This window comes from Verrucomicrobiia bacterium, assembly GCA_036405135.1.
Classification (GTDB): Bacteria; Verrucomicrobiota; Verrucomicrobiia; order Limisphaerales; family JAEYXS01; genus JAEYXS01.
Genome location: DASWYF010000027.1, coordinates 30,686 through 52,670 on the forward strand (window position 1 = coordinate 30,686; position 21,985 = coordinate 52,670).

The 21,985-nt window shown below is 56.5% G+C and carries 18 protein-coding genes; 15 read left to right on the forward strand and 3 right to left on the reverse strand.

Annotation, left to right across the window (positions count from 1 at the left end; translation table 11 throughout):
- The first annotated feature begins 21 nt into the window (after positions 1 to 21).
- From VGH19_13855 to lpxA, 5 genes are all read left to right on the forward strand, one after another.
- Positions 22 to 2,796 (forward strand): PVC-type heme-binding CxxCH protein, encoded by a 2,775-nt coding sequence (locus tag VGH19_13855; GenBank protein HEY1172448.1) that lies wholly within the window; start codon positions 22 to 24, stop codon positions 2,794 to 2,796.
- Between the two features lie 122 nt (positions 2,797 to 2,918).
- Positions 2,919 to 4,718 carry a GMC family oxidoreductase gene (locus tag VGH19_13860; protein ID HEY1172449.1) on the forward strand — a complete coding sequence of 600 codons (1,800 nt, stop codon included), beginning with the start codon at positions 2,919 to 2,921 and terminating at the stop codon, positions 4,716 to 4,718.
- Positions 4,719 to 4,730: 12 nt separating this feature from the next.
- Entirely contained in the window at positions 4,731 to 5,408 is a 678-nt protein-coding gene (locus VGH19_13865; GenBank protein ID HEY1172450.1) for a gluconate 2-dehydrogenase subunit 3 family protein, read from the forward strand.
- Between the two features lie 161 nt (positions 5,409 to 5,569).
- Complete coding sequence (locus tag VGH19_13870; protein ID HEY1172451.1) at positions 5,570 to 6,406, forward strand: endonuclease/exonuclease/phosphatase family protein; 837 nt, start codon at positions 5,570 to 5,572, stop codon at positions 6,404 to 6,406.
- A 94-nt stretch (positions 6,407 to 6,500) separates the two neighbouring features.
- Entirely contained in the window at positions 6,501 to 7,289 is a 789-nt protein-coding gene (lpxA, locus tag VGH19_13875) for an acyl-ACP--UDP-N-acetylglucosamine O-acyltransferase (GenBank protein HEY1172452.1), read from the forward strand.
- A 116-nt stretch (positions 7,290 to 7,405) separates the two neighbouring features.
- Here the strand turns inward: lpxA and VGH19_13880 are convergent, their stop codons facing one another.
- A complete protein-coding gene (locus tag VGH19_13880; protein ID HEY1172453.1) occupies positions 7,406 to 8,653 on the reverse strand; it encodes an outer membrane beta-barrel protein in 1,248 nt (415 codons plus the stop codon).
- A gap of 286 nt (positions 8,654 to 8,939) precedes the next feature.
- Between VGH19_13880 and VGH19_13885 the strand changes: the two genes are divergently transcribed.
- Positions 8,940 to 9,740, forward strand: a complete 801-nt coding sequence (locus tag VGH19_13885) for a glycosyltransferase family 2 protein (protein ID HEY1172454.1) — start codon at positions 8,940 to 8,942, stop codon at positions 9,738 to 9,740.
- Between the two features lie 6 nt (positions 9,741 to 9,746).
- On the opposite strand, the gene VGH19_13890 is transcribed toward VGH19_13885, so the two are convergent.
- Positions 9,747 to 12,347: a M48 family metalloprotease gene (locus tag VGH19_13890; GenBank protein ID HEY1172455.1), complete on the reverse strand. Its 2,601-nt coding sequence runs from the start codon at positions 12,345 to 12,347 to the stop codon at positions 9,747 to 9,749.
- 255 nt (positions 12,348 to 12,602) lie between these two features.
- On the opposite strand from VGH19_13890, the gene VGH19_13895 reads away from it, so the two are divergent.
- From VGH19_13895 to VGH19_13910, 4 genes are read left to right on the forward strand one after another with little or no spacing between them, the layout of a single operon-like run.
- Positions 12,603 to 13,457 carry a phosphate ABC transporter substrate-binding protein gene (locus VGH19_13895; protein HEY1172456.1) on the forward strand — a complete coding sequence of 285 codons (855 nt, stop codon included), beginning with the start codon at positions 12,603 to 12,605 and terminating at the stop codon, positions 13,455 to 13,457.
- Positions 13,458 to 13,460: 3 nt separating this feature from the next.
- Complete coding sequence (pstC, locus tag VGH19_13900) at positions 13,461 to 14,372, forward strand: phosphate ABC transporter permease subunit PstC (protein HEY1172457.1); 912 nt, start codon at positions 13,461 to 13,463, stop codon at positions 14,370 to 14,372.
- On the forward strand, positions 14,365 to 15,216 hold the full coding sequence (locus VGH19_13905) for an ABC transporter permease subunit (GenBank protein ID HEY1172458.1): 852 nt from the start codon (positions 14,365 to 14,367) through the stop codon (positions 15,214 to 15,216). Before pstC ends, VGH19_13905 begins: the two co-directional genes overlap by 8 nt.
- Before the next feature lie 4 nt (positions 15,217 to 15,220).
- Positions 15,221 to 15,973, forward strand: a complete 753-nt coding sequence (locus VGH19_13910) for a phosphate ABC transporter ATP-binding protein (GenBank protein ID HEY1172459.1) — start codon at positions 15,221 to 15,223, stop codon at positions 15,971 to 15,973.
- On the opposite strand, the gene VGH19_13915 is transcribed toward VGH19_13910, so the two are convergent.
- Positions 15,974 to 16,459 carry a hypothetical protein gene (locus tag VGH19_13915; GenBank protein HEY1172460.1) on the reverse strand — a complete coding sequence of 162 codons (486 nt, stop codon included), beginning with the start codon at positions 16,457 to 16,459 and terminating at the stop codon, positions 15,974 to 15,976. It abuts the gene before it with no gap.
- A gap of 171 nt (positions 16,460 to 16,630) precedes the next feature.
- On the opposite strand from VGH19_13915, the gene VGH19_13920 reads away from it, so the two are divergent.
- The 5 genes from VGH19_13920 (at position 16,631) to VGH19_13940 (ending at position 21,932) form a co-directional block, all read left to right on the forward strand.
- On the forward strand, positions 16,631 to 17,275 hold the full coding sequence (locus VGH19_13920) for a DUF6766 family protein (GenBank protein HEY1172461.1): 645 nt from the start codon (positions 16,631 to 16,633) through the stop codon (positions 17,273 to 17,275).
- A gap of 135 nt (positions 17,276 to 17,410) precedes the next feature.
- A complete protein-coding gene (locus VGH19_13925) occupies positions 17,411 to 17,905 on the forward strand; it encodes a ferritin-like domain-containing protein (protein HEY1172462.1) in 495 nt (164 codons plus the stop codon).
- A gap of 101 nt (positions 17,906 to 18,006) precedes the next feature.
- A complete protein-coding gene (locus tag VGH19_13930) occupies positions 18,007 to 18,552 on the forward strand; it encodes an SRPBCC family protein (GenBank protein HEY1172463.1) in 546 nt (181 codons plus the stop codon).
- A gap of 15 nt (positions 18,553 to 18,567) precedes the next feature.
- A complete protein-coding gene (locus tag VGH19_13935) occupies positions 18,568 to 19,728 on the forward strand; it encodes a zinc-dependent alcohol dehydrogenase (protein HEY1172464.1) in 1,161 nt (386 codons plus the stop codon).
- 134 nt (positions 19,729 to 19,862) lie between these two features.
- The gene (locus tag VGH19_13940; GenBank protein HEY1172465.1) at positions 19,863 to 21,932 is read left to right on the forward strand and encodes a prolyl oligopeptidase family serine peptidase; all 2,070 of its coding nucleotides are present in this window, start codon (positions 19,863 to 19,865) and stop codon (positions 21,930 to 21,932) included.
- The last annotated feature ends 53 nt before the right edge of the window (positions 21,933 to 21,985 follow it).

Sequence of the window (21,985 nt, forward strand, 5' to 3'; positions counted from 1 at the left end):
GCCATCATGAGAAACTAGATCATGCTCGCAGAAGTCCTTAACTGCCGGACATGGCCTACCACGGCGATAAAGTTCGCTGCCCTCTTAGGTGTTTTTGGGCTTTCGACGGCACCGCTCATGGCGGAGATCCCCAAGCCGACGGACGCTCCCAAACCCCGCACGCCCGAAGAAAGTGCCAAGGCGTTTCAACTGCCACCCGGCTTCCGTATGGAAGTCGTGGCCAGTGAACCACTCATCGCGTCGCCTTCTGGTGTTTGCTGGGATGAACGCGGGCGGATGTTCGTCAGCGAGTTGCACGGCTACAATCTGGAGGGACAGCTCGACATCGAGGAGTTGAACAAGACCGGCCAGCTCGATACCCAGGTGCGACGGGTGCAGGCGGAAGAGAGGTTCAAGCAAGCGGCGCTGAAAGGCACGTATGGCGTCATCAAGCTGCTGCACGACACGAACGGAGATGGCCGCATGGATAAAGCGGACATCTGGGCGAGCGACCTGCCGCCCGCCTATGGATTAGTGCCGAGCCGAGGCGGAGTAATCGTCGCCTGCGCGCCAGATATCGTTTATCTCGCGGATCGGGATGGCGATGGGAAAGCCGAAGTGCGGGAGGTGCTGTTCACTGGTTTCCGGACGGGCGCTTTGGAGCGCGGCGTGAATGCGCCGCAGTGGGCCATCGACGGCTGGATCTATTTTGGGCGCGGTTGGGGTGGGGGCCAGATCACAGGTCCGCATTTGAAAGCCCCAGTGCAGTTAAGCGGCACGGATTTTCGCATCCGCGCGGATGGCAGCGCTATTGAACCAGTCACCGGGGGCACGCATACGTTTGGTTTTACGTTCACTCCGGCGGGTGATCGCTTTGTGGTGAATACCATCACGCCGGGATTATTTGTCGCGCCCTTGCCGTGGCGGTATCTGGTGCGGAATCCCGATGCCACGTTTACCGGGCTTGAGGTTGAAGCGGGGAATGACCGTCATGCTTATTCACTCGCGCCCGCGCATCCGTGGCGCACCAAGCGTGCGGAAGATCCGGCCTATTTCAAATATTACCGCGATCGCTATGGGGCCTCAGACAGCGATGCTACGGGTTGGTTCACCTCCGGGTGCAGTCCGCTCATATATCAGGATAGCGTTTTGCCTGGCTTGCGGGGGCAATATTTTGTCTGCGATCCCTCAGCAAATCTCATCCACCGTGCGGCCATCCAAGAGAACGGGACGATGTTGAATCTGCGGCGCGTTCCTGGTGAGGAGAAATCGGAGTTCGCCGCTTCGCGCGATTCCTGGAGTCACCCGATCTCGTTGAACCACGGGCCGGATGGCTGCATCTACGTGGTGGATTATTATCGTGAGATCATTGAGGACTACTCGGCCATCCCCCGTCATCTCCAGCAGCAGTATGGGCTCTACAACGGCCATGATAAAGGCCGGATCTATCGACTGACGCATAAGGATGCGAAACCGTCGCTTTCGGCGGATTTGAGTAAACTGGGTAGCAAGGATTTGGCTTTACGCCTCATGCACGGAACATTTTGGCAAAAGCAAACCGCCCAACGCTTAATCATTGAGAGGAAAGATACCCTTGGAGAAGAAGCATTAAAACTAGTCGCGATCCATGTTTGCTATGGACCGTCGATGCACATTTTCGGCCTACGGACCTTGGATGGAATCGGGCTGCTGACACCTGGCTTTGCCATGTCAGCTTTTAATTGGCCTGACGTTGAGACGCGTGTCACTGGCTTGCAGTTGTGTGAGCAATGGTTGAAACAAGGCAATGAAAGCGTTTTGAAGCATATCCTTGAACTCGTTGACAAAGAGCAACACCCCCGTGTCCTCCTGCAACTCGCCCTCACTCTCGGTGAATCCAATGACCCGCGCGCTTTCACTGCCTTGGCCAATCTAGCGCGCACGCAATTGAAATACCGCTGGATGGATAGCGCCATCGTCTCTTCGCTACATGGTCGCGGTGAAGCCATGCTCACGGAACTGTTGCGCGAACCGGGCGATTCCAAAGCCTTGTGGGAACCGCTGGCCAAGACGATTGCGGCACGGCGGGATGAAGGGGAGCTGGCCCGCACGCTGGCCTTGTTGTCAAAGACTTCGGCGGAGAACCAAATGCTCATCTTGGATGCTCTCGCGAAAGGCCGGAAGAACGCGCCGCGCAAAGCGCTGCAGGACAAGTCCGCCCGCCAGACGCTTTCTGCCTTGGCTGCCAGCGCATCGGCGGAGGTGCGGAAAGCCACGAGAGCATTGGAGGACACGTTTGTGCTGACGGCGGTGGAAGGGGAGGAGTTGGCTCCGTCCGGTGCGCTTCCGCCAACGATGGAGGTCAGCGATGAGGTGTTCAAAAAATTTGTCGGCGCGCTCGCCGGTCAGCGGGATTTGAAGCGCGGGCATGAATTGTTTCAGCAAGCCTGCATGACGTGTCACAAAGTTGGGAAAGAAGGCTTTGAGGTTGGTCCCGATTTGATGGGCGAGCTGGCGGTGCCGGAAGAGACCTTGGTGCGACACATCTTGCTGCCGAATGAACACATCCGTCCCGGCTTCGAGACCGTTCGCGTGGATACGCAGGAAGGCACACCGGTGCTGGGTTTGTTGAAGGACGATGGAGCGACGAGCCTTACGCTGATCTCTCCCGGTGGTGTGGAGAATGTGCTGCTGCGGAAGGATGTCAAAGGGGTGCGCCGCCTGCCCGCTTCGTTGATGCCTTCCTTTGCCGAGACGCTTACGCCGGCGGATATGGCCAGCCTCTTGGGGTGGTTGAAGAAGAATTTGAAAGAGGCCCCCACAACTCCCAAGAAGTGACCGAGAGACAGACCGTTGGCAGGCAACTTGAACGCGACTCCTTTCTTCGGGTCAAACTTCCAGTATCAATGCTGCTCCACAGTTTGCTCGACGCGAATCGTTCCTAAATTTACGTTTTACCTATGCCTTTCATCACGAGTGACCAAGTCCAACCGGAGTATGATGTCGCGATCGTCGGTTCCGGGGCCGGTGGCGGCCAGATGGCCTACACCCTGACCCAGGCCGGCTTGAAGTGTGTCATGCTCGAGTCCGGACGCAGTTACAATCCTGATACGGAGACGGCGATGTTCCAGCGACCAGATCAATCGCCGCTCATGGGCATCTCCACGCCGGACAAGTTTTTCGGCTTTTCCGATGCCACGGTGAACGGCGGCTGGACGGTACCGGGCGAGCCTTACACGCAGGCGAGCGACAAGCCGGAGGAGCAGTTCTGGTGGTGGCGGGCGCGGATGATGGGTGGGCGCACGAATCACTGGGGGCGCATCTCCTTGCGCAACGGGCAGTATGATTTCAAGCCTTACAGCCGCGATGGTCTCGGATTCGACTGGCCGCTGAATTACAAGGATGTGGAGCCGTATTACACGAAGGTGGAGATGCTCATCGGCGTTTACGGGACGAATGAAGGTTTGGAGAACACACCGAATTCGCCCAAGGGAGTTTTGCTGCCCGCACCGAAAGGCCGCGCTTCCGAACTCTACACTCAAAAGCACGGCAAGAAACTGGGCATCCCGGTCATCCCGATCCATCGCGCGGTGCTGACGAAGGCGCTGGATGCGGACAAGATCCCGGCGAAGCTGCATCCGAAGAATCCGCGTGCGCAGAAGATTCTCGCGGATGCGATGCGTGGTCGTGCAGCTTGCTTCTGGGCCACACCTTGTGTGCGCGGCTGTAATATTCGCGCAAATTACCAAAGCACCACCGTGCATCTGCCCCCTGCCCTCGCCACGGGTAATCTCGATATTCTCTCTGACGCGCATGCTCGCGAAATTCTCATTGGCAAAGATGGCAAGGCGAATGGCGTGCTCTACATCAACAAGAAGACGCGCAAAGAAGAGCGCGTGAAGGCGAAGGCGGTGGTCATCGCGGCGAGCAGCGGCGAGACGGTGCGCATTCTCCTGAATACGAAGAATGCGCAGCACCCGAACGGTCTCGCGAACAGCACTGGACTAGTTGGCAAGTATATCATGGATACGGTGGGCGCTTCGGTAAGCGGGCATGTGCCCGCGCTCGAGAATCTGCCCCCGCATAATGAAGATGGTGCGGGTGGTTCACACTTCTATGCGCCGTGGTGGCTCTATAAAGAGCAGCTTAAGGGCAAACTGAATTTCGCACGTGGTTATCACATCGAGATGGGCGGCTCACGCGGCATGCCAGGTGGACGCAATCCCGCACCCTCCGATTTCATCAAGGGTGCGTACGGCACGAAGTTCAAAGAAGAGGCGCGGCGTTATTACGGATCATTTGTGGGTTACGCATGCCGCGGTGAGATGATCCCGAATGAAGGCTCCTTCGCGGAACTCGATCCGAAGGTGAAGGATGATTACGGCATCCCGGTGCTGAAGTGGCATTGGAAATGGAGCGAGCACGAGCTCAACATGGCCTTGCATGCATCCAAGACGTTCGGCGCACTCATTGAGGCGATGGGTGGCACGGTGCGCAGCAAGCAGGTGAAGACAGGGCATGACATCATCGAGCCGGGCGGCAAGATCATCCATGAGGTCGGCGGGGCACTCATGGGGGCAGACCCGAAGAAGTCCGTGTGCAATAGCTGGAACCAGACGTGGGATGTGAAGAATCTCTTCCTGTGCGATGGCACGCCCTTCCCCTCGAACGCGGACAAAAACCCCACGCTCACCATCATGGCGCTGGCCTGGCGCACAGGTGATTACATCGTGGAACAGGCGCGCAAAGGAAACCTTTAAACGATCTGCCTTATGGAAAATTCTGAGCAACAAAATCCGCGTCTCTCACGCCGCACGGTCTTGAAATGGTTCGCCTCGGCGGCAGCCGTGATGCAGGTGGGTGCGCTGGAGTCATTGAACTACGTCGCGAGTGCAGCGGAAGCAGGAAGGCCAGCGGCGAAGGGTTACGGGCAAGATCCGGATGTCTCGCAGTATTATAATCCCGGCGATTTCTGGCCGCTGACCTTCACGAAGGATGAGAAGGAAACGACGGCAGCTCTCGCCGACGTGATTCTCCCAGCGGATCAATACGGTCCGGCCGCCAGTACGGTGCGCGTGCCGGATTTCATGGATGAGTGGGTGAGTGCGCCGTATCCGGTGCAAGTGGCGGATCGCGCAATCATCATCCCCGGTTTGAAATGGCTCGCGGAAGAATCACAGAAGCGCTTCAAGAAATCCTTTGCCTCGCTCAACGACACGCAGAAGCGCGCGATCTGTGATGACATCTGCTGGCCTGCGGATGCGAAGGCGGAGTTCAAGAAAGCGGCTGCGTTCTTCGTGAAGTTCCGGGATGTGGCAGCAGGTGCTTATTACGGAACGCCGGAAGGTTGGAAAGCCGTGGGCTATGTGGGCAACGAAGCTTTGATGAGTTTCGATGGGCCGCCTAAGGAAGTGCTGGATCGGCTGGGTGTGACGCAGACAGTGAAGTAATTGTTAATCGATCTTCACACACCCACAGGCGTGAACGCCTGTGGGACTAGGGACAGACGATGGTGCCTGTCACACTGCTTGTTGTGTTTCTCATCGCACCAGCCGTGCTTGTCGGATGAAAACAAATCAAGCAAACTTCCATTCATAGGGCATCTCAAATCATGAAGTTATCGTCATTGTTTTCACAGCGCAGCAGTCCGCCAGCCGCTCAGGATCAGGCGCTGAAAGTGATGAGTTACAACCTGCGCTTCGCCAGCAACTATCCGCCTCATGCCTGGCCAGAACGGCGCCCATTGATGCGAGACTGCCTGCGCCATTCGGTGCCGGATATCATCGGCACACAGGAGGGCAGCTTTAGCCAATTGAATGATCTGATTGATGAGCTGCCTGAGTATCGCTGGATAGGGCTGGGACGCGATGGTGGCAGCCGGGGCGAGTTCATGGCCATCTTTTACCGCTGGGAAAAGCTGGAAGCCATGGAGTTTAATCACTTTTGGCTCTCGGACACACCCGATGTCGTCGCTTCCGCCACGTGGGGCAATACCGAGAGACGGATGGCTACGTGGGCAAGATTTCGCGACCGCCAAACGAAAAAGGAGTTCTACGTTTTCAATACCTATCTGGACAATCGCATGCAGGAAGCCAGGGAGAAAAGCGCCCGGCTGATCCTCGACCGCGTGGCCACATTGAAGACGCCGTTACCCGTGTTTCTGACCGGTGATTTCAACGCCGTGGCCGGGCAGAATCCCGTATTCCAGATACTGACCGCAGGCGAGAAGCATTTCACCGACAGCTGGACTGCCGCCCCAAAGCGGACGGGCGAAGGTCTTGGCACGGTGAACAGCTTCAAGGAACTCCCGAAGAACGCTCTGCGCATCGACTGGGTGCTGTTTCAAGGCCCAGCGAAGCCACTTCACGCAGAGATAGTCGCTTTCGAGAAAAACGGGCAATTCCCCAGCGATCATCTTCCGGTGATGGGCTCTTTTGAGTTGAGCTGAATATCATAGACCAGTCCGGCATCCGTCCTGCATGCCATTCAGCATTGCTTTCACCTCCGCTCTCCCGTAAGCAATCCGCAACTCGATCACACGCATGATCCATCCGACCGCCATCATCCATCCCCGGGCAGAACTGGACGCTTCAGCGGAAGTGGGCCCTTATGCTGTCATCGATGCAGGCGTGAAATTGGGCACGGGATGCAAAGTGGGGCCGCATGTTCACCTCACCGGTGAAACAGCGATAGGTGCGAACAACATCTTCCACACCGGCTGCGTCATCGGAGATGCCCCGCAAGACCTGAAATACAAGGGCGAACCAACACGTCTTCGCATCGGCGATGACAATATCTTTCGCGAACACGTCACCGTGCATCGCTCCAACAAACTGGCGGAAGACACGGTGATAGGCTCGGGCAATCTACTGATGGCCCACAGTCACGTGGGGCACAACGTCATCCTTGGTGACCACATCATCATTGCCAATGGCGCTCTGCTCGCCGGCCATGTCACAGTCGCGGACCGGGTGTTCATCTCCGGCAACTGCCTCGTGCATCAGCACGTGAGGATTGGCACGTTGGCGCTCATGCAGGGGGGCTCCGCCATCAGCAAAGATCTTCCACCTTATTGCATCGCCCGCGATGATAATGGCATCTGCGGGCTGAATATCATCGGCCTGCGGCGCAATGGGATCTCCGGAGAAGACCGTCTGCAACTGAAGCAGGCATACCACGCACTCTTCCGCAGCCGGGAACGCAAAGTGGAAGCGTTGGAGAAAGCACGCACGCGTTTCAACGCAATGGCCGTAAAAGTTCTGATCGATTTCGTGGCCGCCAGCAAACGTGGTGTTTGCGCTGATCGCGGTTTTGATGACGCGGCGGAATAGACGTCCATTTTTCCCACTCCGCATTACCATCCGGAACTTTCCCGGGTGTTTCGGAAAAAACAAAAACCCCTTCCCGCTTGCGCAGGAAGGGGTTCAGCATCTAGTTAAGTACTAGATTAGAACTTGTAGATCAGGTTCAACGCGACAGTCATGGCGTTCTTGTCGGTGTTACCACCGGCGGCAGGACCACCACCGAACACGCGGCTAACCGCAGCGCCACCACCCGTCAGAGCAGTGTCCCAACGGAACTCGAGACGGCTGATCACGTTCTCCCAGAGGGAGTAATCAAGCGTCGTGGTGAGGGCGAACAGCTCGTTACGAGCGTCGTCGTTCACCGGAGCCGTCACGTAGTACGTGCCGTCCGTTGCGGAGGTGTAGTCAGCGCGCACATTGATCTTCAACTTCTCGGTCACAGCGGCCGAGAGGTAGAGAGCCGTGGCATTCGCGTAGTTGGCTGCCGTGATGCCGTTGTCATTGGATTGACCGCGGTAGTCATAGGCGATACCGACGCTCCAGCCTTCGATCGGCAGAGGCAGCGCCAAACCAGCGTACCAGTTGATGATATCAGACTTGTTCGCAGCCACAGCGGTGGAGCTGACAGTCGTGTCAACCACACCGAAGGACAGCGTCGCACCAGAGATGAAGCCCATATCTTCCGGAGCCGTCAGGACGAAACCGGCCATATAGGACTTGTCGCTCTCGACACCAGCCTTACCGAAGCCAGCGCCCGTGCCGCCACCGATCTGGTTGGAGTTCACGCCGTTGTTGGCCACACCAGCGCTGATGGACAAGAAGTCCGTCACCTTGTAGCTGGCGAGGATGCCCGTGTGCGTGGTCGGCTCGATGCCCCAGCCGTAAGAACGACCGAAGTTCGGGTTCGCGTCATGGTTCGTGAGTTCGTAGCCGATGATGGTGTCGAACACGCCGACCTTGAAGTCGATGCCGTTACCCACCGGGGCGCGGAGTTCGACGTAAGCTTGGCGGATGACCACTTCAGAGGTGTTCACACCAGTGGAGCTACCAGCGAAAGCGGAAGCGTCCGAGCCAAACCAGAGTTCGCCCTTGTAACCAGCGGCCCATTCGCCCTCGTCGAGGGACTTGGAAACCGTCAGGTCAATGGCGTCCAGGTTGAAACCGTCTTGCTTCTGCGCGTTGTCATGGAAGCTGCGGCCCACGAAACCACCAGCGGCGGCAGGACGGCCAGAGCCGACCATCCAGCTCGCCGACGTGCTCACATAACCGCTGATCTGGGTACCAGAAACAGCCGTCATCAAATGCTCAGAAGCTTCTTCAGCTTGAGCCACCGAACCGAGGCTGACCACACCAGCGGCGGCCAAGCCCAATGTCCATTTATTAATCTTCATTCGTTAGTTCCTCCTGCGATGTGTGTGTTGTCTATTAAACGTTTTAGTTACGGGGTAAAAACGGTTTACCCTTGCACCAAAACGGTGCATTGGCTGCGGAAGATAGCAAACGAGCCTGCCTTGACAACAAGTTTTTTACGTAGCTTCCCGCCCCCTCCATAGGGTTCACACCGTATTTTCCCGCATTTTTACACATCTGGTAATACAAAAACACCCCACCATTCCCTAAAACGCGCTCATCCCTCAGCGCATATCTTATTAAATATAAGGATGTTACACCAGCATCATGACGACTCCATCCGGTTTCGCCTTTTTGCTTACTTTCTATTTCCCAAGGCCGAACTGGCTATTTACGCTCCTGCCCGTGCCGCCAGAACTTGCCATTGTGATACCTGTATTTAATGAAGCGGAGAACGTGCATCCTTTGACAGAAGAGGTCTTGGCGGCACTCACTCCTACAGGTCGCTCTTTCGAGTTGGTGCTAGTGGATGACGCCAGTACAGATGCCACTTGGAAGCAGATCCAAGCCGAACAAGCCCGGGATTCCAGAGTGCGCGGTATCAGGCACTTAAAGAATGCTGGCCAAAGCGCTGCTGTCTGGACAGGTTTTCAGCATACCCATTCGCCCTTGCTAGCCACTTTGGATGGCGATCGCCAGAACGACCCCGCCGACCTCCCCAAGCTGCTCTTAGAATTGAAGGATTGCGATTTCGTCTGCGGCAAGCGCACCCAGCGACAGGATTCTTGGGTGAGGAAAGCATCCTCCAAGATTGCGCGCTGGGCTAGGGGAGCCTGGCTGGGTGCAGACTTTGAAGATACCGGTTGCGCGGTTCGCGTATTCAAGCGGGAGACAATCGCCGATCTGGCTCCTTTCAATGGCTTGCATCGATTCCTCCCTATCTTGGTCCAAGCCAACGGAGCCAAGACCAAGGAAATCCCCGTGAACCACCGGCCCCGCGTGGCAGGCGTCTCCAAGTATGGTGTCTGGAACCGCGTCTGGCGCGGGATGTATGATCTCGTGGGCGTTTCATGGTATTTGAAACGCCGCTTGAAGCGCGTGCCGGTGGCTCATCACCCTCCGCAGTAGTAGCTTTTAGTTCAGCAACCCCTGCACACCCGGTCGCACCGGACCTTCTGGTTGCTGCTGTTTCGTAGCCTGCCGCCAAACCACACTGCCCGGCACCAGCGGAGGCAACCCCTTCCGCAGAGCCTCCATCAACAAGTCGAAATGCCTCTCTGCCGCTGCCTGATCATTCGCGTATACCAAGAAAGCTTGGTGCGCCAATTCCTTGGGTGTGGCACTACCGGTCAAACTCACCACCCATGCCCGGCAATCATGCACCGGATCATGCATATGAACCAAGCGGCCGACCACTTCATGGAAAACCCCGAACGGTCCCACCGCTTTTTCTCCCAAGGGCCGGCTGATCTCCAGGGCGGACAGAAAATAAGACCGGGCCACATCATGGTTCTGCCGGAAGGTCTCCATCCGGCCCAGACCGACATAAGCTTCAGGATAAAACCCTTTTTCCAAGGCTCGGTTGTAACAGCCCATGGCATACTCATGCTGCCGCGCTTCCTCGTAGGATTCACCGAGTCGCACCATCATCTGCGCATGAGGCGCTTTCTCCTTCAACTGCTCGGCCCACTCGTTGGCCTTTTCTACGTTCTGCTGGATAAGCTGCACCTTCACATGAGCAAAGATCAGATCCACGTCTTCCTTGGCCCGATGGTCCAATGCTGCCAGTTGTTCCTGCGCCTCACGGAAATACCCGCCTTCCAGCAACAGGTCGATGAACAGTTTCACCGCCTCATCGTCATCCGGCTTTAACTCACAGGCTTCGCGCGCATTTTTAATGGCGTTCTGTAACTTGCCACGACGCGCCTGGGCCAGTGCCAACAGCATCCGCCAAGATGGATTTAGCGGACGCTTGGCCAATGCCTGATCCAGAAACGCCTCCGCATGTGCCCAATCCGTCAGCAATAATAATGTCCAACCCGCACCCAATATGGTGTCTGGTGATTTCAATCCCGTCAGCTCCTTGGTCCGGGCCAGCGCCCACCCCGCCTGCTCGCTCATGTTCAATGCGGCAGAGGCGATGCCATACGCCATCACCAGTTCCGCAGACTTCTCGCTTTCCTTCAATCCGAGCCGCGCGGCCACATGGGCCGAGAGATAGTCTGCACGGCTTAAGGCATCATACGCTTCTTGCGCCAAGATTTTCGCCCGCTTCTTCTTCTTAGATTCCACGCCACTGAGCTTGAGCATGTCCTGCTCGATCCGCTTTTGCTCCCCCTCGAAATCCTTGATATCGCCCAGCCTCCGCCAGCCTTGGATGAAGGCCGTATATTCCGGCACCTGCAAGGGAAGTTTGTCTTTATACCGTCCCAGCCAGAAGAAAAGGTAACCGAATCCCGCAAAAATGACTATCGCCAGATACAACGCTAGCCCGCGAAATTCATCGAACAGCAGCGCGAAGCATAACGCCCCGGCGATCATGTAGAAAAAGAGGCCGATTCCTTGCACCGCGCTCATGTGACCGCCGCCCTGGACCTTGCGTGACCATTTCTTCAGGGCCTTGCTGTCCACCTCTTCCGCCTCTGCCTGCTTCTTCTGGATGTTCACCACGAGCTGATCGGCCACTTGATCCGGATTGGCCAGCAGGTCAATGGCTGGCTCCATGACGGAGGGCAGCGTGCTGCCATCATCCGGCAGCGCTGCCAGACGGTCACTGATCGTCGGATGTGTGGAATAAGGACTGCGCACCTCCACATGATGTCGCTTGGACAAGAAATCTGCCTTGGCCAGCTCCGCCCTTAACCACCGGCTGTAACCGCCCTCCAATTGCAACCGTGCCACGCGTTCCTTCCACGGCAGCCGAGAAGTGATCTCTTCCAACTGATCGAGCTTCATCAACGAAGAACGGATCTTCGCGGCGCCGCACAGTTCAGCCGCGCCGTGATCCGCCTCAAACTCGTCCTGCCGTGAATAGGCGCTGATCTGCTTCGCTGCCAGCCGGGTCAGCCAGTCGCTGACTGTGTGATACAGTTCAGCCACAAAGAATTTCTTGTTCTCGCGGCGAAACGGTTCGGCCTGGGCATCCAGCATGTTAGTCAGCCGGATCAACCTGCTTAGTCCCGCTGTAAGCCAGCCTTTGAGGCCGCGTTGGATCAGTTTCGCATGTGTCATCTCATGCGCCAGCACGCCTTCCATCTCCGCCTTGCTCAAGCCCGCCAGCAAGTCATACCCCACGCCCAAGATCGTTTCACCCTTGCCCTGCCGCAGACCTTTCAGGCGCACCCAGGCGGTCAGCCCCATCTCCAATTGCACCACTTGGGGCGGAGCTATATCCAGCTTGTTGGACAGGACTTGCACCGTGTCAAACAGCTCGGGCGCATCCTCCTCCGTCAACGGCAAACGAAATTCTATCGCATTATCCCGGAGCCAGAAGCTGTACCAAAAGACCTGCAACAATTCCGTCTGCCGGGTCAACATGGGCATCACCAAACCGACCGCACCAAACCTCAGGGCTACGAGGAATACGCACAACAGCATCAGCAACAAAACCAGCAGGAACGTGATGGCCACCAATGTCAGTGTGTAAAAAAGGAAAATGGTGGCTGCCGCCCCCAGCATGAGCAACGCCTTGGCTCCAGGGTTGAGCGGTTTCTCCGTGGTAGTTGGGACTTCCATAATGTCTCCGTCCTCCATTTGAACGGCTGCTTAAGTTGCAACTACCGCCGAAGACTTTCAATGCGAAAGGCACAAACCGTAAATGACCAATGACGAAATTACGAATGACCAAGGAAGGTCCAAGTGTTACCTATGTCTTGAACCACTTGGGTTACTTATCGCCTGACTGCGCTTTGGCCCGCCGGTGCAACCGGACTGAAAACTTCACACTGAAAACTTGAAACTCATTCCAAATATGTGCTTATTGGCGCACATATGCATTTCACCGTAAAGCGCAGCTTGGCTTTGGGCCTGCTCGCTATCTCTTTGCTGCCCTTGGGCGCTTCTGCCCAAGCCCTGAAGATCAATGGTTCCACCACGGTGAATCTTCCGGCGGCGGAAGCGGCGGAAATTCTCCGCGCGGAGAAGAAGCTCAACATCCAGGTGGATACGCAAGGCGGCAGCTCCGGCGGTATCTCCATGGTGGGCGATGGCCTGGTCCATATCGGCATGCTCTCCAAGCCGCTCAGCGATGATGACAAGAAGAAGTATCCCAAGGTGAACTTCAAACTCACCCACATCGGCGAAGACGCCGTGGCCATGATCGTCTCTCAAGATGTGTGGGAAGGCGGCGTGAAAGCCGTGACCAAGCAGCAACTGCGCGACATCTACGAGGGCAAGGTCAAGAACTGGAAAGATATCGGTGGCCCTGACCGTCGCATCGCGTTCTTCAACAAGGAACCAGGTCGCGGCACGTGGGAAGTCTTCACGCACTGGGTCTATGGCGATTCCAAGAAAGCCCCGCAGGTCAGCTTCCCAGAAGTCGGCGGCAATGAAGAGACCCGCAACAAGGTCGCTTCCACGAAGGGCGCCTTGTCCCAGCTCTCCTCCTCTTGGGCGGATGGCAAGAAAGTGTTCGCGCTCGGCATCAAGGGTGAGGATGGCAAGGTAGTGATACCCGATGCCGCCCATATCGCCAACCGTAGCTATCCCATGAGCCGCCCGCTCTACTTCCTCACCAATGGCGAACCGACGGGTGATGCCAAGACGTTCATCGAATTCGTCCTCAGCGCACGCGGCCAAGATCTGGTCCGCAAACACGGCTACCTTGCCTTGGCAGACTTGAAATAAGTAGTGACTGGAACTGCGCCAAAACGTCGTGAATGGGATTTCACCCGGCTGTGGAGCCTGGGCGCGAGTGCTTTTGCCTTGGGCTTCATGCTGCTCATGGTGACGCTCTTCATCTGGCAGAGCATCCCGGTATGGAAGCATGAGGGCATCAGCTATGTGACAGGCAAAAGCTGGTTCTTCCGTCAGCAAGAGTTCGGCATGCTACCGATGGTTTACGGCAGCGTGATGGTCGCGGCTGTGGCCCTCATCATCGCCGTGCCCTTAGGACTCGGCACCGCCATCTTCACCTCAGAGTTCTTGCCGTCACGCGTGCGCTTGGTGGTGAAGCTCATCGTGGAACTGCTCTCCGGCATCCCTTCCGTGGTGTACGGGCTGCTGGGCATTCTCTTCCTGCGGAACTGGGTTTACGACATGCTGGAGCGTTTCGAACCGTTGAATGGCGATACTCTCCTCACCGCGGGTCTCCTCCTCGCCGTGATGGTGCTGCCCACCATCATGACTCTCGCCGATGATGCCTTGCGCGGTGTCTCCGTGAATCAACGCCTCGCCGCGCGCGGCCTTGGCCTCACGCAAACGGAAACCATCTTCTCCATCGTCCTTCCGCAAGCCGCTCCCGGCCTCATGTCCGCCGTGTTGCTCGGTTTGGGCCGTGCCTTGGGTGAAACGATCGCCGTATTCCTCGTCGTGGGCCGTCAGGATAATCAATGGCCTGACCCGATCTACTCCATGCGCCTGCTCATCGAATCCGGCCAGACACTGACGAGCAAGTTGGGCAGCTCTGAAACGAACATCGCTTACGGCGATCCGCTGCATTGGGCCGCGATGGTGGGCTTAGGCTTGATTCTTTTGCTCATGACCGCCGCCATCACCTGGGTCGGAATCCGCCTTGGCAAAGGAAAGGATGGCCATGCGTAAACTCCGCCATCGCCTGTTTTGGCTGCTCACCGCGTTTTGCGCGTCGTTGGCCTGTGGCATATTGCTGTTGCTGGTCGGGGCGATCGCTTTCCGCGGCTGGCCGGCCATCAGTTGGAACTTCTTCACGGAACAGATTCGGTTGGTCGGTGCGTCCGGCGGCATCTTCTACAATCTTATCGGCACGCTCATCCTCATCACCACCGCGTTGGTTACCTGTCTGCCTATCGCCTTTGGCATCGGCTTGTTATGCGGCGTTTATCAACGCCAGCACAAATGGCGCAGCCACCTCATGATGCTGCTCTATCTCCTGAACGGTGTGCCTTCGATCCTGTTCGGCCTCTTCGGTTTGATCGTATTCGTGAAGTTCTTTGGCTGGGGCAAGTCCTGGCTCTCCGGCGGCATTCTTCTCGGCATCATGATGCTGCCCACAGTGACCGTTGCGTTCATCGAACGCATCGAAGGCCTGCCCGCAAAATATTTTGAAGCAGCCAAGGGGCTGGGACTGACGACTACTCAAGTCGTTTGGTCGGTGATCATCCCGCAAAGCCTCAGCGGTTTGATCACCGGCTCGCTTTTAGGTCTGGTGCGCGCCGCCACAGAAACCGCACCCATCATGTTCACCGCCACGGTATTCGCTGGAGCCACGGTGCCACACGGCGTCAAAGAAAACCCCGTGCTCTCGCTGCCGTATCACATCTTCATCCTCGCGCAGGACTCGTTTGATCCGGCCGTGGGTGCGAAGATCTGGGGCACGGCCTTGGTGCTTGTTGGCCTCGCATTACTGCTTAGTCTGCTCGCGTTGCCTTTGCGTCTGCGCATCCACGAAGAAGCCCGTCACCATTGATCTGATGTCTGCCTCCGCTCCATCTGCTGAATCCACGCCGGTCATGTCGGTGCGCAACCTCAGCGTCATCGCCGGACAAAAGACGCTGGTGCAAGACGTCAGCTTCATCGTGCCGCCCAAGAGTGTCGTCGGTTTCCTCGGACCTTCTGGCGCGGGCAAGACGACCTTGCTCAAGAGTCTCAATCGCCTGCTGGACCTGAATCCGAATTTCCGCGTGCAAGGTGAAGTGCTGCTCGATGGCCAATCCATCTACGCGCCCGAAGTTGACCCTGATGCCCTGCGCGTGCGCATCGGCATGCTCTTCCAACAACCGGTCGTTTTCCCCAAAAGCATCTACGACAACGTGACCCTTGCCGTGAAACATCTCGGCCAAGTGCCGCGTAGCGAATGGCCCGCCGTCGCCGAACGCGCTCTCCGTGAAGCCGCTTTGTGGGATGAGGTGAAAGATCGTCTGAAAGATTCCGCCCTGCGCCTCTCCGTGGGCCAGCAACAGCGTCTCTGCCTCGCCCGCACGCTGGCCTCGCAACCGGAAGTCATCCTCATGGATGAACCCACCAGCGCCCTTGATCCGCGTACCTCGGCAGCGATCGAGGAACTCATCCTGCAGCTCAAGACAAAGCACGCCATCGTCATCGTCACGCACAATCTCACCCAAGCCCGCCGTCTCACGAATACGGTTCTGAGGCTTGCGGTCAAAGACGGCATTGGTCGTGTCGTCGCTTGCGGACCGGCAGCCAGTGTGCTGGCTGAGGCGTGATCACCCGGGCCGCTGCACAATTCCTTTGACGCGCTCAGCCACCCAAGCTTTGTAAATTGCTGTGACATAGAGGCCATAAGCCAGATGGGTCACCAGCACGCGCGGCTCGTTACCTTCATAGGCAGGCAGGGTGAAATGGACGACCAGCCAGTTTACCAGATAACAGACCCCGCCTGCCAGACTGCCGATCAAGACACCCCGCCACACACGCCAATACCTTGATACGGCGATGATCGGAAAGGCATAGAGCACGGCCATCAGGAAATGCATGATCGGCCCCAGCATGGAGAAACTTTCCCCATCCCAATTGGTTGAACGTCCCATGGCGGCGGAGGAAAAGGAATTTAAACCCGCCCACGGAAGACCTTGCGGCAGAAATAGCAAGATGGCTCCGGCAATCCATCCGCTGTAAAAGACCAACAAAGGCCGCCAGGGATTGGCCTGGGACCATTGCGTCAGGCCGGTTTGTTTTTCGGCAGTTTGCATACCCTCCACTACCAGCCTGAAACATGCCAGCTTTGGGGCGGGCTGGCGGCGCCATCCACGAAGGGATTCGCAAAGTCGGCCTCCTTTAAAAAGAGGGCGCTGTTCCGGTATAAAAACCGATAGCGAAAAGTGCCGGGACAAGCACGGCACACTGCAAGCTGCATAAGTCGCATGAAGAACTTCCTGCGCGATAACGGGCTGTCCCTTGTGCTTGCAGCCATATTTCTGCTTTTGCTGGCGGGACAGGCATTCACCGGTTGGCACGTTTACAATGAAGAAGAGCTGGAACACGGTTCGAACGCACTTTCTTTGAGAGATTATCTCGGCACCGGTCATTTCATGGAATCAGTATTCGAGAATTGGGAGAGCGAGTTCTTGCAAATGGCCGCGTATGTAGTGCTCACGGCATTCCTTTTTCAGAAGGGTTCGGCGGAATCAAATGATCCAGAAGGGGAAGAATCCGAAACACAACTGTCTACCCACACACCACGCCCCTTGCTGAAAGGCGGATGGAAACTTAAATTATATGAACACTCGTTGTCCTTGGCGCTCTTAGGACTCTTCGCAGTATCTTTTATTGGACATCTCTTAGGCGGAGCGCGCCTTCACAACCAAGAGAATCTTCAGCACGGGAAAGCATCGATTTCGGTGGGGCAATATCTGGGCAGTTCACAATTCTGGTTCGAATCCTTTCAAAACTGGCAGAGTGAATTTCTCGCCGTACTCGCGATCGTGGTGCTCTCCATCTGGCTTCGTGAGAAAAATTCGGCGGAATCCAAGGAAATGACCGCCCCACACAGTTCCACCGGAAAGTAAAATTTTGATTATGCTCTTAGTTCCTCACTCAGAAACGGGGTTTGCAACCCAGTGGAACAGGTCCGTTTGTCAGCTTATTGGTGAGTCTCGTTTAGACACTGAACTGAACCCAAACAACTAAACCAATCCCACATTATGGAAAACGAACTGAAAGAACTCTTCATCGAAGAACTCGCCGACATGCTGCACGCCGAGAAGCAACTCACCAAGGCATTGCCGAAACTGGCGAAGGCCGCTGACAGTGATGAACTCCGTGAGGCATTTGAATCGCATCTCGAAGAAACCGAGACGCACATCTCGCGCATCGAACAAGTCTTCGAGATGTTGGAAAAACCGGCCAAAGCCAAGAAGTGCCCGGCAATGGAAGGTCTCGTGAAAGAAGGCGCGGAAGTGATCGAAGAACACAAAGGCTCTCCGGCCATTGATGCGGCATTGATTGCGGCAGCACAGAAGGCGGAGCATTACGAGATCGCCTCCTACGGCACACTGTGTGCGTGGGCAGAAATGCTAGAGCTGGAAGATGCCGTGGATCTGCTGAAAGAAACGCTCGACGAGGAGAAGGCGGCTGACGAGAAGCTGACGGAACTCGCCGAGTCTCTGGCCAATGCGAAGGCGGAATCCTCGGAATAAATTCATCTCTGTCCGGGCGTGATACCTTTCACGCCCGGACAGAGGCTCGTATCCTAATCGGACATCGCTCCAATATCTCACTCACCCTTTCTCAAATTTTTATGGCCATTTCTCCTCGCGAAACTGAACCCGCTGTCAAAGATCAGAAAGGCGTGAAAGTCATGCGCGCCATCACCATCCAATGTCCGGCGGATGCGTTGTATAGTTTCTGGCGGCAGGTGGAAAATCTTCCTCTCATAATGCATCACCTTGTCTCTGTGAAACAGATCTCGGCCAGGGAATCGCATTGGGTGGCCAAAGCGCCGATGGGCAAAACGGTGGAATGGGATGCGGAGATCATCAACGAAACGCAGGGCAGAATGATCGCATGGCGCACGAAGGAGGGTGAAACTCCAGCACATGCCGGCACGGTGAGGTTCGATCCGGCTCCGGGAAATCAGGGAACGGAGGTGCGTGTGACGCTCGAGTATGATCCACCAGGCGGCAAACTCGGGGCTCTCGTAGCCAAGCTGTTTGGAGAAGAACCGGCAGAACAGATTTCGGACGATCTGCATCGTTTAAAGGCACTGTTGGAAACCGGTGTCATTCCCACCACCAAAGGGCAGCCAGTGGGCTGCAAACAAAAAGAGAAAAACAAACAATCCTGAGAATTTTATAAAATTATGAAAGCTGTCTGCTGGTATGGAAAACGTGATGTGCGTGTGGAGACGGTGGATGATCCCTCGTTACTCAATGAACAGGATGCCATCGTCCGCGTGACTTCCACCGCAATCTGCGGCTCGGATTGTCATCTTTATAACGGTTACATCCCGACGATGGAGGAAGGTGACATCCTCGGGCATGAGTTCATGGGCGAGGTTGTGGAAACCGGCAAGGAAGTTAAGCGCTTGCGGGTGGGTGACCGCGTCGTGGTGCCTTTCACGATTTCATGCGGGCGTTGCCATTATTGCCAAAAAGGATTGTGGTCTTGCTGCGAAAACTCAAATCCGAATGCGCGTATCGCAGAGAAGATGAATGGTTATTCAGGCGCAGCGGCTTTTGGGTATTCACATATGATGGGTGGATACGCCGGTGGACAGGCGCAATTCGTGCGCGTGCCTTACGCTGATTATGGCCCGATCAAGATCACCTCCGACCTGAAGGACGATCAGGTATTGTTCCTTTCGGATATTTTTCCTACCGGCTACATGGCCGCGGAAGTGTGCGACATCAAACCCGGTCAAGTGGTGGCTGTGTGGGGTTGTGGGCCAGTCGGACAATTCGTGATCCGTAGTGCGATTTTGCTGGGTGCAGAAAAGGTCATCGCCATCGACCGCGAGCCTGTTCGCCTAAAGATGGCGGAGGCGGGCGGAGCGACGGTGATCTCTTCGGACGATGATGTGCATGAGATGTTGAATCACATGACGGCAGGGCGTGGACCGGATGCGTGCATCGATGCGGTGGGGTTGGAATCGCATGGTTCGACTTACGATGCGGTGAAGCAAACGCTGAAGCTGGAGAATGACCGTCCATACGTTTTGCGACAGGCTTTGCGGGCGTGTCGCAAAGGCGGTGTCGTTTCGATTCCCGGTGTGTATGGCGGGTTCATAGATAAGGTGCCATTTGGTGCGGCGTTTGCGAAAGGGTTGACGCTGAAGATGGGGCAGACGCATGTACAACGGTATCTCGCTCCCCTGCTACAACTCATCGAAGATGGAAAAATCGATCCATCCTTTGTGATCTCGCATCACATGCCGTTACGGGAAGCGCCAGCGGCATATGATATCTTCACAGAGAAGAAAGAGGATTGTACGAAGGTGGTGCTGAATCCGAACGAAGGGTGAAAGAGACAGGAGAACGGCATTGCTGCTGCGCGGATATTTGAGGGAGACTACGAGGAGAGGCACGATTACGAAAAGGTGCCGTTAAAATCCCTTTACCCACTTCAACGCATTGCTATTTTGGACCGATAGTCACTATGCGTATCAAATTGCGTTCCTCACTGGTTGCAGCAATGCTCGCCCTGCTGGCAGGCGTCACTTCACTACCTGGCCAACAGCAACCACCCGCCCAGCCAAAACAGCAGCCGAAGCAGCAACCCAAACAACAGCCCAAGGGACCGCCGCGCGCTCCAGACCGGGGCATTGAGACACCTGCCGCAGTGAGGATTGCGCTGGGGCCGAAAGTCGTGGCACTGGGCAAGGACATCGAGGCTCTCAAGCTGGAACTGCAATCCAAGCCCGAGATGCTGGATCTCCTGCCCGATGTGCAGATCTACTACCTCGCCGCTTACAACGCGCTCATGCAGGATCTCTTCTACAACACGAACGAATTCGCCATCGCCACCGCCATGGTGAACTTCGGCAACTATCGCGCGAAGCAATTGCGCGAGGGCAAACCCGGCTGGATCCATTCCACGGGCCTTGTGGTACGCGGTTACGTCTCACGCGTCGACGGCTCAGTGCAGCCGTACGGCCTTGAGATCCCCGCAACCTATTCTCCTGAAAACAAGGATAAGAAGTTCCGCCTCGATTACTGGTTCCACGGTCGCGACAGCAAGTTGAGCGAAATGAAGTTCATCAATGAACGCCAGACGCGTTACGGCCAGTTCAAGCTGAACGACGGCTTCGTGCTGCAACCTTACGGCCGTCATAATAACGGCTCGCGCTTCGCCGGTGAGACGGATGCCTTTGAAGCTCTCGCTGCGGTGAAGAAGCATTATCCGATCGATGACGACCGCATCAGCGTGCGCGGTTTCTCGCTCGGCGGCGGCACCACGTGGCATCTGGCCACGCATCATGCAGGTGATTGGTTCGCCGCCGCTCCGGGCGCGGGTTTCTCGGATACGGAGCAATTCCTGAAAATTTACCAGCGGGAGCCGAAGCCGACATGGTTCGAGGAAAAACTCTGGCGCATGTATGATTCCGTGACCGTGCCGGGCAATCTCTTCCAATGCCCCACCATCGCCTACAGCGGCGAGAAAGACGGTCAAAAGCTCGCAGCAGACCTCATGGAAGCGGCGATGGCCAAAGAAGGCCTGAAGCTCACGCACGTCATCGGCAAGGACATGGGTCATCGCTACGACACCAACTCCATCGCCGAGATCAGCAAATGGATGGATGAAAAAGCGGTGAAAGGCCGGGAGATCACTCCAAAAGAGATCCGCTTCACCATCTACACGCTGGCTTTCAACGAAATGAAATGGATCACCGTGGACCGTCTCACCCAGCATTGGGAGAAAGGCCAGATCAACGCGGTGGTGAACAGCCCGTCCTCCGTGCAGATAAAGACGGATGGCATCGGCGCGTTCACCATCAACATGCCCGCAGGCCAGCCTCTCGTGAGCGGCACACCGAAGGTTCAGGTGGATGGCAAGGACTTTACAGCCACAGCCGTTGGTGCAGACAAATCCTGGAAGGTGCCTTTCTACAAATTGAACGGCCAATGGCAAATGGGGGTCATGCCGGAAGCCGGCCTCGTGAAAAAGCATGGCCTGCAGGGTCCGATCGACCATGCGTTCATGGACAGTTTCATCTTCGTCGTGCCCACCGGTCGCACCACCAACTTCAAGTTCAGCGCCTGGCAGGCCGCCGAGTTTCGTGACGCCACCAACCAGTGGTGGATGCAGATGCGCGGAGTTGCCCGCATGAAACGGGACACCGACCTGACAAACGAGGACATCGCGAACAACCACCTCATCCTCTGGGGCGACGCGCAGAACAACAAGGTGATCGGAGACATCGCCAGCAAACTGCCCATCACCTGGAACGCCAAGGAGATCAAACTCGGCAGCAAGACCTTCTCCGCCGAGACCCACGCTCCCGTGCTGATCTACCCGAACCCGCTAAATCCCACCCGTTACATCGTACTGAACAGCAGCTTCACCTTTGCCTACGCCGGCATGTCGAACAACTGCAACCAGTACCCCCGCCTGCCGGACTGGGCGGTGCTCGACATGGCAGCAGAGAAAGAGAAGCGTCATCCCGCTGGCGTGACCTATGCCGGGTTCTTCGATGAGCAATGGAACTTGGTGGAAAGACCGGAATGAGCGGGTGGAAACGGAAAAGTACGATTTGGAAGGAAAGCGGTGGCAACCACCCA